This window comes from Streptomyces sp. 2-1, from assembly GCF_048564895.1.
GTDB lineage: Bacteria > Actinomycetota > Actinomycetes > Streptomycetales > Streptomycetaceae > Streptomyces > Streptomyces phaeochromogenes.
On sequence record NZ_CP183383.1, the window covers coordinates 10,224,852 to 10,237,861 of the forward strand.

At 71.4% G+C, this 13,010-nt stretch carries 9 protein-coding genes; 3 read left to right on the plus strand and 6 right to left on the minus strand.

Annotated features, from left to right (window positions below; genetic code table 11):
* Positions 1 to 53: 53 nt before the first annotated feature.
* The gene (locus ACN20J_RS44660; protein WP_190230117.1) at positions 54 to 3,341 is read right to left on the minus strand and encodes a family 78 glycoside hydrolase catalytic domain; all 3,288 of its coding nucleotides are present in this window, start codon (positions 3,339 to 3,341) and stop codon (positions 54 to 56) included.
* 253 nt (positions 3,342 to 3,594) lie between these two features.
* Between ACN20J_RS44660 and ACN20J_RS44665 the strand changes: the two genes are divergently transcribed.
* Positions 3,595 to 6,195, plus strand: coding sequence for an ATP-binding protein (locus ACN20J_RS44665; protein ID WP_419668248.1), 2,601 nt, complete (start codon positions 3,595 to 3,597; stop codon positions 6,193 to 6,195).
* A gap of 115 nt (positions 6,196 to 6,310) precedes the next feature.
* A complete protein-coding gene (locus ACN20J_RS44670; RefSeq protein WP_419668249.1) occupies positions 6,311 to 7,708 on the plus strand; it encodes an FAD-binding oxidoreductase in 1,398 nt (465 codons plus the stop codon).
* Positions 7,709 to 7,810: 102 nt separating this feature from the next.
* On the opposite strand, the gene ACN20J_RS44675 is transcribed toward ACN20J_RS44670, so the two are convergent.
* From ACN20J_RS44675 to ACN20J_RS44690, 4 genes are all read right to left on the minus strand, one after another.
* A complete protein-coding gene (locus ACN20J_RS44675) occupies positions 7,811 to 8,620 on the minus strand; it encodes an SAM-dependent methyltransferase (RefSeq protein WP_419668251.1) in 810 nt (269 codons plus the stop codon).
* 35 nt (positions 8,621 to 8,655) lie between these two features.
* Entirely contained in the window at positions 8,656 to 9,171 is a 516-nt protein-coding gene (locus ACN20J_RS44680) for a hypothetical protein (protein ID WP_189842752.1), read from the minus strand.
* Positions 9,172 to 9,374: 203 nt separating this feature from the next.
* On the minus strand, positions 9,375 to 9,620 hold the full coding sequence (locus tag ACN20J_RS44685; RefSeq protein ID WP_189842751.1) for a DUF397 domain-containing protein: 246 nt from the start codon (positions 9,618 to 9,620) through the stop codon (positions 9,375 to 9,377).
* 3 nt (positions 9,621 to 9,623) lie between these two features.
* Positions 9,624 to 10,445, minus strand: a complete 822-nt coding sequence (locus ACN20J_RS44690) for a helix-turn-helix domain-containing protein (protein ID WP_189842841.1) — start codon at positions 10,443 to 10,445, stop codon at positions 9,624 to 9,626.
* Positions 10,446 to 10,735: 290 nt separating this feature from the next.
* Between ACN20J_RS44690 and ACN20J_RS44695 the strand changes: the two genes are divergently transcribed.
* Positions 10,736 to 12,148: a hypothetical protein gene (locus tag ACN20J_RS44695; RefSeq protein WP_189842750.1), complete on the plus strand. Its 1,413-nt coding sequence runs from the start codon at positions 10,736 to 10,738 to the stop codon at positions 12,146 to 12,148.
* A 35-nt stretch (positions 12,149 to 12,183) separates the two neighbouring features.
* On the opposite strand, the gene ACN20J_RS44700 is transcribed toward ACN20J_RS44695, so the two are convergent.
* Positions 12,184 to 13,008: an SDR family NAD(P)-dependent oxidoreductase gene (locus tag ACN20J_RS44700; protein WP_246575367.1), complete on the minus strand. Its 825-nt coding sequence runs from the start codon at positions 13,006 to 13,008 to the stop codon at positions 12,184 to 12,186.
* Between the last annotated feature and the right edge of the window lie 2 nt (positions 13,009 to 13,010).

Consider the following 13,010-nt stretch of genomic DNA (forward strand, 5'->3'; position numbering starts at 1 on the left):
GGTCCGAGTCCCAGGCCGCGGCCGGCGGCAGCCGTTCTCGCCACCGACTCACATCATCCGGCGGCCCGGGCCCGGGCCACGAACTCCCAGCCGCCGTGCGCCACTTCATACACCACGAACCCCGGCTCCACCCGCACGAATTCCGCCCCGCCCGGCGCCTTCACGGCTGAACGGCTCGCCGCGGGCACGTACACCTCGGCCGTCGAACCCACCGGCACCCGCACGGACAGACGTGTCGAACCGTCCACGACCGACCACGCCGCCGAGGCCTCGCCACGCACCGTGCGGACCGAGGTGCGGGCCCAGTTCACGCCCGTACGGCCGTCCGGGCGGACCGTGAAGGTCCGGTAGCCCGCGTCTCCGGGACGCAGCCCGGCCACGTTCTCGTACAGCCACTGCACGACCGTGCCCTGGAAGTAGTGGTCGCGGGAGCGCGAGTCGAGCGGCCACATCTCCCACATGGTGTCGGCGCCGTTGTCGAACCAGTAGCCCCAACTCGGGTACGTGCGCTGGGTGGCGATCGCGTGGGCCACCTCGGAATGCCCCTGCGCGGACAGCTGCCGCAACAGCACACTCGTGCCGAGCGCGCCGGTGTTGAGATGGTTGCCGCGCTGCTTGATGTCGGCGAGGAGCGAGTCGACGACCGTGGCCCGGGCGCCCGGCGGGACCAGCCCGAAGGCGAGCGGAATGCAGTTGTTGGTCTGGCGGTAGTCGGGGTCCTTCGCCGTGCGGTAGTGGCCGTCCGGGCCCAGGAAGGCCGCGTTGAACGCCTCCTTGAGCCCGGCGGCGGCCTTGCGATAGCGGTCCGCGACCTCGGCGTCGCGCAGCAGGTCCGCCAGCTCCGCCGTGCCCGTGAGCGCCCGGTGCAGATACGCCGTCGCGGTCAGCCGGGTGTCCTCGGGCGGGTTGCCGCCGTACCCCGGCGGCAGATAGTCGCCCAGCGCGGTCACCGCGAGCCCGTCCTTCAGCCGGGAGATCTCCCAGTCCAGATAGCGGGTCAGCGGCGCCCAGTGGTCGCGGGCCAGCCGCTCGTCCCCGTAGACGCGGTACATCTCCCGCAGCAGGAAGGGATACACCGTCGTCCACTCCGGCGACGGACCGAGGTCGCCATAGCCCCAGCCACCGCTCGGCACGATCACCGGCAGCTGCCCGTCGGTGTTCTGACTGTCCTTCAGGTCACCGAGCCACTTCGACAGGAAGCGGTGCACGCCGAGCGCGTACGTCATGACGGGCGCACCCAGCTGCGCGTCACCGGTCCAGCCGTTCTTCTCGTACATCGGCGTGTCCGTCGGAATGCCGTGCAGGTTGTTGAGGACCGTGCGCCGCATCGCCGCCTCCAACCGCTCGTAGAACGGCTCGGAACACGCGAAGGTACCCGTCTCCGCCACGCGCGTATGGATGACCCGGCCCAGTACCTGCGACGGCTTCGGCTTCGCGGGCAGTCCGCTGATCTGCACGTAACGGAAGCCCTTGTACGAGAACTTGGGCTCCCACACCTCGTCGGCGCCGCCGCCCGCGCACACGTACTCGTCGGTCTGGAACCGTCCCGGCACGTGCCCGGTCTCGGCGTGGACGCTCCCGTCGGACTTCAGTTTCTCCCCGTGGATCAGGCGCACGGTCGTCCCGGCGGCGGCCCGAACGGTCAACTGTGTCCAGCCGGCCGTCGTGCGGCCCATGTCGACGACGTACACGCCCTCGCTCAACTCCTCGACGGCGACCGGGCGTACGGTCTCGATGATCTCGATCGGATCGTGCGGCTGTGCGTGCAGGGTGCCCTTCGGGGCCGCCTGCCGCTTGACCTTCCGCCAGCCGCTGTCGTCGAATCCGGGGCGGGACCAGGCAGCTCCGGGCGACTTGCGAGCGTCGTAACTCTCGCCCGCGTAGAGGGAGTTGGAGAGGGTCGGGCCTTCGGTGATCCGCCACCGGTCGTCCGTGGCGATCGTGGTGCGGGAACCGTCCGGGTGGTCGATCTCCAACTGGCCGAGGAGCCGCGGCTCGCCGTGCCACGGAGGGAGATGCCAGTTCCACACGTTCGGTGTGGTCATGCCGAAGAAGCCGCGGCCGAGGGTCACCCCGATGGCGTTGGTGCCCCGACGGAGGTGGTCCGTCACGTCGTGCACCGCGTACAGCACGGTCTCGTCGTAGTCGGTGAAGCCCGGGTCGAGGACCTGGCGGCCGACACGTCTGCCGTTGATCTCGGCGTCGTAGTAGGCGAGGCCGCTGATGTAGAGCCGGGCGCGCGCCACGGGCTTCGGCACGGCGAACTCGCGTCGTAGCAGCGGAGCCGGCTGCTCGGTCGCCGCGATCGACACACCGTTGCCCCAAGGCCCCTGCCCGTACGCCGCGAGCACGGCCGCCTCGGGCCACCCGCTGTCGTCGAACTCCGGCCGCTGCCAGCCCTCTTGCTCAGTCTCGGCCGAGCGCCACCCCTCACCCGTGACCAGTTCGACCGTCTCCGATCCGGTCTCCACGATGAGCCGTACGAGCAGTCCTCCGGGATTGACGGAGGCGTTGCCGCGGTTCGTCGCCAGTGCGGCGACCACGATCGGCCCGGACCCGGCGGCCCGCACCTGCTCGGTGACGTCGACGAGATGGCCCTGGCGCCAGGCGTCGGTCTGCTCGGGCTGGTGTGCCACCCGCTCGCCGTCGAGATACAGGGTGAAGTCGTCGTCGGCCGTGGCGAGCAGCGTCGCCTTCCGGATCTCCGCGCCCGCGGCCGGTGTCAGCGCGCCGCGGAACCAACGGGGCCCGGCGGGCGCGCTGTTGGAGGTCGAACCGGGTGACCAGATCCAGGACGCACCGGTGAACCTCGGCGGCTCCGGTGCCGCGTCCGCGCCGATCCAGAACCCCTCCCAGGCATCCTTCGACAACGTTGTCTCCCACCAGCGCGGCGCGCTCCACGCCGACGGCCGGCCCTCGCCGTCCCAGACCCTGACGTGCCAGTGGTAGCGGGTGCGCGGATGGAGAGCCGGGCCGTCGTACATGATCCCGACCGTACGGTCCGACGTGACCCGCCCGGAGTCCCAGACCGTGCGCCGCCCCTGACGCAGACCCTTCTCGCTCAGCGCCACTCTCACCTGGTACGCGGTCTGTCGCGCTCCGCGCCCCTCGGCGGCCAACTCCCAGGTCAGTCTGGGCTTTTCGACCTCGGTGCCGAGCAGTGTCTCGGCGTACTCGACGGTCGTGCGCTCGATCCGCAGCCGGCCGGCGCCCGAGGCGTCGGCGGCCGTCCCCGCGGACGCGGTGGCGGTCTCGACGGCCCCGGAACCCAGAGCGGCTGAGGCGCCCGCTCCGGCGACGGAGGTGCGGAGGAAGGCGCGGCGGTTCCAACCCTTGGTCATCTGGGGCCCCTTGGTTGCGTACATGCGTGCACGGATGCGGGTGACGAAGCGGCGAGGGTGTTTGAAACGATTCATTCAGCTGTGAACGATCCTATGCAGAGCGGCTGTCGGGCTTCAAGAGGCGTGCACGGTGTGGCCGTCGGGGCCGCAGGGAGTGGTGAGGTCGGGCCGGAAGGCGCCGCCGTCCGCGTCCCCGCGCGGTGAAGTGGGTCGCGACCGACCGGAACGGCCCGGCGCGTGCCAGAATCACAGCGTGGATTGGGGGATCCTCGAACGAGACGACGAGCTGGATCAGCTGGCCGTCGCCGCGCGGGACGCGGCCGACGGAGCCGGGTCGGTGGCGCTCGTCTTCGGCGAGGCCGGCATCGGCAAGTCGAGCCTGGTGAAGGCCATGCCGGCCGTACTGCCGGAGAAGGCCCGCGTCCTGGTGGGGGAGTGCGACGACCTCGCCACGCGACGGCCGCTCGGCCCCTTCCGCGACCTCGTCGGCAGCGTCGGCGCGGAACTGGCCCGGGCTCTCACGACGGGCGGCGACCGGCCCCGGGTGTACGACGCCCTGCGGGCGGAGCTGACCGCCGCCCCGCACCCGGCCGTGCTCGTCGTCGAGGACGTGCACTGGGCCGACGAGGCATCCCTCGACGCCCTGCGGTTCCTGGTGCACCGGGTGGAACGCCTCCCGGCCCTCCTGGTCCTCACCTACCGCGACGACGAACTGGACCGCCGCCACCCTCTGCACCACCTCCTGGGCCAGGTCTCCCGGGCCGAACGTGTGCACCGCCTCCCGCTGTCCCGCCTCTCCGCGGGCGCCGTGCGGCAGCTGAGCGCGGTGAGCCGCCTGGACCCGGCGGAGGTGTACGAGGTGACCTCGGGCAACCCGTTCTTCGTCGCCGAGGTCGTGGCGGCCGGCGGCACCGGCGGGGTCCCGCCGACCGTGGTCGACGCCGTCCTCGCCCGGCTGCGCGGCCTGGACGACCGCACCCGCGACGCCCTGGAACAGCTCGCCGTGGTCCCGTCCGCCGTCGAACGGCCCCTGGTCGACGCGCTGTTCACGGACGGCGTCGCCGAGCTGGCCGCCGCCGAACAGCGCGGACTGCTCACCGTGACACCCGAACGGGCCGGATTCCGCCACGAGTTGATCCGCCGGGCCGTCGCCGACTCGCTGCCCGCCGCACGGCGCATCGAACTCAACCGCCATGTCCTCGCCGCGCTCGTCGCGAAAACCGGCTCCGACCCTGCCCGCGTCGTCCACCACGCGGCGGAAGCCGGCGACCAGGAGGCGATCGCACGCTACGGTCCCGACGCCGCCCGGGACGCCTCCGGCGCGGGCGCACACCGGGAGGCCGCCGCCCACCTGCGGCTCGTCCTGCGACAGCGCGACCGGTTCGAGGCCGCCGAACTGGCCGACCTGCTGGAGCGGTACGCCGTCGAGAGCTACACCATCGCCGACTCCGCGGCAGCCGTCGACGCCGAACGGGACGCGGTCGCGGTGCGCCGGTTCCTCGGCGACACCCGCGCGCTCGGCGCCGACCTGCGCTGGCTGTCCCGTATCCACTGGTGGGCGGGCAACGCCGACGAGGCACAGCGTGCCGCGCGCGAGGCCATCGCCGTACTGGAGGACGCGGGCGACGACCGGCTGCTCGCGCTCGCCCTCAGCAACACCTCGCAGCTTCACATGCTGTCCGAACGCACCGCCCTGGCCATCGACTTCGGCGAGCGCGCCATCGCCCTGGCCCGCCGCACCGGCGACGACGCGATCCTCGCGCACGCCCTCAACAATGTCGGCTCCGCCCGCTGGCGCGACGGCGACCCGCTGGGCCGCGCCCAGTTGGAGGAGAGCCTGAAGGTCGCGCTGGCCGCGGGCGAGGTCGAGCACGCCTGCCGCTCGTACGCCAACCTCATCTGGACCCTGCTCCAACGCCTCGAGTTCACCGAGGCCGACCGGTTCCTGGCACCCGGAATGGCGCTGGCGGACCGGGCGGAACACGTCGGCTTCCTCAGCTATCTCCATGTCGCGATGGCACTGCGCCGGTTCGCCGCCGCGGCCTGGGACGACGCCGAGCGGCACGCCGAGATCGGCGCCCACGACTTCGTGCCCGCCCGCTGCCCCGCGCTGACCGTGCTGGCCCGGGTCCGCGTCCGCCGCGGCCGCGACGGCGGGGAGGAACTGCTCGACGAGGCCTGGGAGATCGCCGTACGTACCCGCGAACTGCAGCGCACCGGGCCGGTCGCGGTCGCCCGGGCGGAGGCGGCCTGGCTCCGGGGCGATCACGCGGCGGTGGTCTCCGTCGCCGGTGAGGTCTTCGAGGAGGCCCGCCGCCTGTCCGCCATGCCGCACGTGGCCGAGCTCGGCTACTGGCTCACCAAGGCCGGCAGCCCCGTACCGGCGGACGGCTGGGACCATCCGTACGCACTCCAGGCCGCCGGACGCTGGCGCGAGGCCGCCGAGGTCTGGCGTGCGGCCGGCTGCCCGTACGAGGATGCCGCCGCCCTCGCCGAGAGCCCGGACCCGGACGACAAGCTCACCGCCCTCGCCGGTCTGGACGCGCTCGGCGCGGAACCCCTGGCTCGCCTGGTCCGCGGCGAACTGCGGCAGCTGGGTGTGCGCCACATTCCGCGCGGCCCGCTCGCCGCGACGCGGGACAACCCCGCGGGCCTCACCGAGCGCCAGCTCCAGGTCATGCGGCTGCTGGCCCAGGGGCTGACCAACCCCGAGATCGCCGAGCGGCTCGTGGTGTCGGTCCGTACGGTCGACAACCACGTCTCCGCCGTACTGGACAAGCTCGGTGCCCGCTCCCGGCGCCAGGCCACCGCCCGCGCCACGGAGCTGGGGCTGGTGCCCGGACGCGAGACCTAGGTAGCCGCCGAGGCCGAGCTGAGTGACCGGCACGGATATCTGCGCACGGACGACGGGACTAGAAACAGGCCCATGGAAGGGGCCCGGAAGCCGGGTCCCGGATCGGGGGATGCACATGTCCGTCACACCGGCACAGACGGCCCGGCAGGAACTCACCCAGTTCAAGGGCCAGTTGATCGGGCCGGACGACTCCGGCTACGACGAGGCCAGTCCCGTCTACAACGCGATGATCGAACGTCGGCCCGCCCTGGTGGCGCGCTGCACGAGCGCCGAGGACGTCACGCACGCCGTCGGCTTCGCCCGCGCCCACGGCCTGCCGCTCGCCGTACGCGGCGGCGGGCACCACGGCGCGGGACTCGGGACCTGCGACGACGGCGTGGTCGTCGACCTGTCCCCGCTCAAGGACATCCAGGTCGACCCCGAGGCCAGGACGGTACGCGTCGGCGGCGGCTGCGTCTGGGGAGAGGTGGACCAGGCCACCAACGCGCACGGTCTGGCCACCCCGAGCGGCATCATCTCCACGACCGGCGTCGGGGGCCTCACGCTCGGCGGCGGCCTCGGCCATCTCACCCGTAAGTGCGGGCTGGCCATCGACAACCTCCTGGAGGCCGAGCTCGTCCTTGCCGACGGCCGCCACGTGCGCGCGAGCGCCGACGAGAACCCGGACCTGTTCTGGGCGATCCGCGGTGGAGGCGGCAACTTCGGTGTCGTCACCTCGTTCCTGTTCCGGCTGCACGAGGTGAGCACGGTCGTGGCGGGTCCCACGTTCTGGCCGGTCGAACAGTGCGCCGAAGTACTCGCCGCCTACCGCGACTTCATCCCGCACGCGCCCCGCGAACTGAACGGCTTCTTCCTGATCGGCGCCGTCCCGCCCGCCCCGCCGTTCCCCGAGGAACTCCATGGGCGCAAGGCCTGCGGTGTCGTGTGGTGTTACGCCGGAGAGGACACGGACGCGGCAGCCCGCGCGATGGCCCCTCTGCTCGACGCCCTGCCGGAGCCGATGCTGCACGGTCCCGCGCCGATGCCGCACCCCATGATCCAGGGCGCCTTCGACGGCCTCTACCCGCCCGGCGACCAGTGGTACTGGCGTGCCGACTTCGTCAACGAGATCCCTGCCGAGGCGATCGACCTGCACGCCAAGTTCGGTGCCGAACTGCCGACCATGAAGTCGACCATGCACCTGTACCCGATCGACGGCGCCGTCCACGACCACGCGCCGACGGACACCGCCTGGAGCTACCGCGACGCACGCTGGGCCTCCGTCTTCGCGGGCGTGGACCCCGACCCGGCCAACGCCGACGACATCAAACGGTGGACCGTCGACTACTTCGAGGCCCTCCACCCGTACTCGGCGGGCGGCGCCTACGTGAACATGATGATGGACGAGGGCCAGGAGCGCGTACGGGCCAGCTACCGCGACAACTACGCCCGGCTGGCCCGGATCAAGGCCGAGTACGACCCGGGCAACCTGTTCCGGCTCAACCAGAACATCGAGCCGGCCGCGCGGCCCTGACCGACCGGACCGGGATGGGCCCTGGCGCCACGGGGGGCGTCAGGGCCCACGGCTCTCACACCAAGACTCGCGTTCGAGCGCTCACGCCTCAGGGATCGCGCTTCAGGACTTGCGCGCGACGCCCCCGTACACATCCGTCGACTCCGGAGTGGTGCCCGGCTCGGGGCGCCACAGGGGGCAGGAGACGATGCCGGGCTCCAGCAGTTCCAGACCGTCGTAGTAGACGGAGATCTCCCGCGGGCTGCGCAGCACGTACGGGACGGCGCCGGTGTCGTCGTAGCCCTCCTGGGCCCGCTTGAGCTCGGCGTCCGTGTCGGTGCTGTCGTAGTGCACGAAGTAGCTGCCCGACGGCAGGGCGGCCTGGAGACGGCGGACGATCGACTGGGCCTCCTCGTAGTCCTGGATGTGGCCCAGGATGCCCATCAGCATCAGCGCGACCGGCTGGCTGAAGTCCAGGATCTTGCCAGCGGCCTCGATGATCTGCTCGGGCTCGTGCAGGTCCGCGTCGATGTAGTCGGTGACGCCCTCGGGGGTGCTGGTGAGCAGCGCCTGGGCGTGCCGCAGCACCAGCGGGTCGTTGTCCACGTAGACGATCCGCGACTCGGGCGCCACGCGCTGGGCGACCTGGTGGGTGTTGTCGTACGTGGGCAGGCCCGTGCCGATGTCCAGGAACTGGCGGATGCCCAGCTCACCGGCGACGAACGTCACGGTACGGATCAGATAGCCGCGGGAGGCGCGGGCCATCGTCTCGATGTTCGGGGCGATCTCGCGGTAGGCGTCGCCCGCCTCCCGGTCGACCTCGTAGTTGTCCTTGCCGCCCATCCAGTAGTTCCAGATGCGGGCCGAATGCGGCACCGTGGTGTCGATCTTGGACAAAGCGTCCTGGTCGGGAGCGGACTGGCCGTCTGCCATGCGAGATCTCCTGCCGTGCGTCACGCGGTCTGCTTCTAACCTACCGTCAACTGCCCTTTGCATCGCCCCAGTTGGAGATCGGGAGCGGATGGTGCACGGATGGGAGGGCCGGGGCGGCCGATGTCCAGAGTGACGACCGGGACATGCTGGGAGAGGGTGCGGAACACCCGGCGGTAGGCGTCGGCCGCCTCGGCGCCCTCGGTGTCCGGGCGGCGTCCGGAGTCCGTCAGATGGAGCAGGGCGCCGTCCCGCTCGGCCACGGACTCGGCGAAGTCGAGCGCCTGGATCCAGGTCACCCGGGAGTGTCCGCGGCGCAGTGGCCCGTAGACGAGTTCGTGGACGATGCCGCCGTCGACCGCCAGTCGGCCCGGAGCGGCGAAGAGTTCGCGGTACGGACGGGTCGGGTCCACGTGGTGCAGCTGGCCCAGTGAGCGCCTGATCGTGAATCCGCCTCGGACCAGCTCGGCGAGCAGCCCGCTTCTGGCGATGTCGTCGGGGCCCTCGACGACCAGTGTCCGGCACCGGTCGACGGCCTCATGGAGCGTGCGCATACCACTCCCTCCAGGACGACCGACTTTCCCAGTGTGGCCGGACGACCCGCACGGCGGGAGTGCGCGTGCGGGTTGTCCGGTTGTGCGGCCGTAGTGGTGGATGGTTGTGCGGGCGTAGTGGTACCGCCCGGTCCGGGCGGGCGAGGGCGTCGGAGCGCGGGCTCGCGACGCGCGGGTTCAGCCGGGTCGGGCGACCAGGGGCGTCAGGCGATGAGGAAGTCGGCCTGGCCGGACTTCGCGCCCTCCAGGAACGAGATCATCTCGTCCCGGGTGTAGATCAGCGCGGGCCCGTCCGGGTCCTTGGACTGGCGGAACGCGACGCTGCCGTCGGGCAGTCGCTTGGCCTCGACGCAGCTGCCGCCGTTGGTGCCGCTCCAGGGCTTGTGCCAGCCCTCGGTGCCCAGATCGATGGCGGGCATTCCGCTGTGGATGGGGTCCATGGAAGTCATGGCTCACAACTCCTTACGCAGTTCAGCCAGGATGGCCCTGGTCCGAGCGACCGGCTCCGCCTGCACGGACATCCGGTCCATTACTTCGAGATACGTCACGACGTCGGCCGGCTGGTCGACGTAGACCGAGCCGACGAGGCTCTCGGTGTAGACGACATCGGGGAGTTCGGAGAAGCCGAAGCGGAAGTGGTGGAAGGGGCCGAACGCGCCCGGGTGGGCTCCCACGGAGTAGCGCAGTATCTGGATCCGGACCTTCGGCATGTCCAGGACCTCGTTCAGCCGGTCGATCTGGGCCCGCATCACCTCGGCCCCGCCCACCGGGCGGCGCAGCACCGTCTCGTCGAGGACGGCCCAGACGGCCGGTGCCTCGGACTTCGCGAGCAGGTCCTGGCGCTTGAGGCGCAGGGCGACACGGCGGTCGATGTCCTCCTTCGTCTCGTTGGGAAAGCCGATGTGCATGAGCGCGGCCGCGTAGTCGTGCGTCTGCAACAGGCCCGGGACGTAGTGGGGTTCGTAGAGACGGATGACGCTGGCTTCGCTCTCAAGGCTCACGTAGGCGCTGAACCAGTCGGGCAGCACATCGCGGTACGAGTACCACCAGCCGGGCTGGTTGGCCTCCCTGGCCAGCGAGAGGAAGTCCTCGACCTCGGACTCCGGGACTCCGTAGGTGTGCAGCAACTCCCTCACGTAGGGGATACGGAGGCCGACCTCGGCCTTTTCGATCCGGCGGACCGTCAGAGGAGTGACCTCGATGGCCCGCGCGGCGTCCTCGAAGGAGACTCCGGCCTGTTCTCGCAGATGCCGGAGCCGCTTGCCGAGAACCATCCGCAGGACGGTCGGTGCACTGCCGCCCGAGCGGTTGTCGCTCACGTCCTACCTCCCGGAACGGCCGTCACAGCGTGCAGTGTGCCACGAGGTCGCTGACACAGACAGAGCGATGAGGATCGTTCTGAAATTATCAGAACGCTTGTTGCGGGTTGTGTGTGTCGGCCATCATAGTGATCGAGTGACCTGCCGCACAGTCCGGCGGCGACGGCGCACAACAGCGCATCGCCTTCCCGGACTTGACGCCCCGGCAGGGAGGGCAGACCGCAGCACCGTGATGCGACACCTGGATGGCCACCGTGACCGACGGACAATCGAGGAGCCCGGGCAAGGGTCCCGCCGGGGCCAACAAGGCGCTGGCGGCTGCCCTCAGAGACGCCGGCTGCTCGTATGCCGCGCTCGCCCTTCGGGTCAATGAACTGGGGCGCAGACAGGGTGCGGACTCGAACTACGACAAGGCGTCGGTCACCCGCTGGCTGAACGGCCAGCAACCCAGGGGAAACACCCCCGAGTTGATCGCCGCCGTCCTGTCCGAGCGACTCGGCCACGCCGTCTCGCCGACGGACCTCGGCTTTCTGCCCGACCAGCAACGACCGGTCGTCGGCAGGGCACTCGTGTACCGCGAAGACCTGGCAGACACCTTGCACACCTTGGCCGAACTGGGTTCCACCGACATCTCCCGCCGCAGCCTCCTCGGCGCGGTCCCCTTCGTCGCCGGCGCACTGACGAACCCTCAGCGCGAATGGCTGCTCTGGCTGGTGGAGAACCCGGACGTGGCGCGGCTCACGCCGGTCACCGACGGCGGACCCGTCGAGCAGGTCCACGCCATGATCAGCATGTTCGACCAGATGGACAACCACTTCGGCGGCGGGGGAGTGCGCACCAGCATCGTGCACTACCTGTGCACCGAGGTCGTCCCCATGCTCCAGCGCCGTGGCACACCCCCGCACCAGCAGCGCCTGCTGTACGCGGCTGCCGCCCGCCTCGCCGCGATGGCCGGCTGGAGCTCGTACGACGCGGGGGAGTACGGGCTCGCACAGCGCTACATGACCCAGGCGCTGCGGCTCTGTGCCGAGGGCCGCGACCGGGTCCTGGGCGGGCAGATCCTGGCCGGTCTCTCCCACCTCGCCACCAACCTCGGCCGCCCGGACGAGGGCGTGGCTCTGGCGAGGGCCGGCATCGCGACCGCGAAGGACTCGGGCAGCCCGCTCGGCCTGATGCGCCTGTACGCCATGTCGGCGCGCGGACACGCGGCGCGGGGCCGCTCCGGTGAGACGGCCGAGGCGCTGAAGCTCGCGGAACAGCAGCTGGACGCGAGCCGGGGAGCCGCGCAGGAGTCCGTATGGGTGCGCTTCCTCGACCACCACTATCTGCAGGCCGAGTCCGCCCTGTGCTTCCGCGACCTCGGCCTGGCCGCGCAGGCGGAGCGCACGGCCGGTGAGTCGGTCGACGCCAACGCCGACCGGCGCAGGCGCCAGGCCATCAGCCGTTCCGTACTGGCGACCGCGCACCTCCAGCAGAACCGCCTCGACGAGGCGATCGGTACGGCGACCAAGGCCCTCGACACGCTCAGCGCGGTGCACAGCGAGCGGTCCATCCAGGCCCTGCGCGACTTCCGCAAGAGGCTGGAGCCGCGCAGCCACGAGCCGCTGGTCCAGGAATTCGAGCGCAGGTCCCGACCGGTGCTGGGGGCGGTGGCGTGATCATCGGCCCCGGCACGACCGGCCTGCCCGACGGCTTAGTAACCGTCGGGCGAGGGGGAGTTCTGGGCGCGGTCGACGGGCAGATTGGCCCCGGAGATCCCGCTCGACAAGTCCGACAGCAGGAACGCCACCACGCGCGCCACCTCCTGCGGCGCGACCGGCTCCCCGCCCGGCAGCTCGGCCGCCGCGAACGCGGCGAAGGCCTCGGGTTCCTCCCTGCGCATCCGGTCCCAGCGCCGGCCCGGGATCAGCATCGACCCCGGCGAGACGGCGTTCACCCGGATCCCGTCCGGGCCCAGCTCGCGGGCGAGCGAGGCGGCCAGATGGATCTGCGCGGACTTCGCGGTTCCGTACTGCGCGTTGGGTCCCGGCTTCCAGCCGGAGATCGACGAGATGACCACGACCGAGCCACCGCCCGCCGTACGCAGATACGGCACGGCGGCCCGTACCAGCCGCGCGGTGTGTCCGACGTTCAGCTCCCAGGTCGCGGCCCAGTCCCCGGCGTCCGACTGTTCGAGGCCGCGCCCGCGAGAACCGCCCGCACAGGCCACCACACCGTCCAGGCCGCCGAAACGACTCGCCGAGGCCGTGACGAACGCCTCCAGCCGCTTCGGTTCGGTGACGTCGAGGGCCCGGGTGAACAACCCGTCGGGCGCCGCGGCATCGACCGTGCCTCTCAGCGTCTCCAGGTCCCGAGCCGTACGGGCACACGTCGCGACCCGGGCGCCCTCGGCGGCCAGCAGCCGCACGATCTGCTCGCCGAGTCCTCGTGTGCCGCCGGTGACGAGCACGCGCTTGCCGCTCACGCCGGACCAGCCACGGGCACCCTGCCCGCTGTCGACCGCCCGGTCCTCGCTCACGT

Coding starts and splice junctions, on each gene's coding strand:
- ACN20J_RS44660 (WP_190230117.1), bottom strand. CDS start 3,341: ATGACCAAGGGTTGGAACCGCCGCGCCTTCCTCCGCACCTCCGTCGCC.
- ACN20J_RS44670 (WP_419668249.1), top strand. CDS start 6,311: ATGTCCGTCACACCGGCACAGACGGCCCGGCAGGAACTCACCCAGTTC.
- ACN20J_RS44675 (WP_419668251.1), bottom strand. CDS start 8,620: ATGGCAGACGGCCAGTCCGCTCCCGACCAGGACGCTTTGTCCAAGATC.
- ACN20J_RS44680 (WP_189842752.1), bottom strand. CDS start 9,171: ATGCGCACGCTCCATGAGGCCGTCGACCGGTGCCGGACACTGGTCGTC.
- ACN20J_RS44685 (WP_189842751.1), bottom strand. CDS start 9,620: ATGACTTCCATGGACCCCATCCACAGCGGAATGCCCGCCATCGATCTG.
- ACN20J_RS44690 (WP_189842841.1), bottom strand. CDS start 10,445: ATGGTTCTCGGCAAGCGGCTCCGGCATCTGCGAGAACAGGCCGGAGTC.
- ACN20J_RS44695 (WP_189842750.1), top strand. CDS start 10,736: ATGGCCACCGTGACCGACGGACAATCGAGGAGCCCGGGCAAGGGTCCC.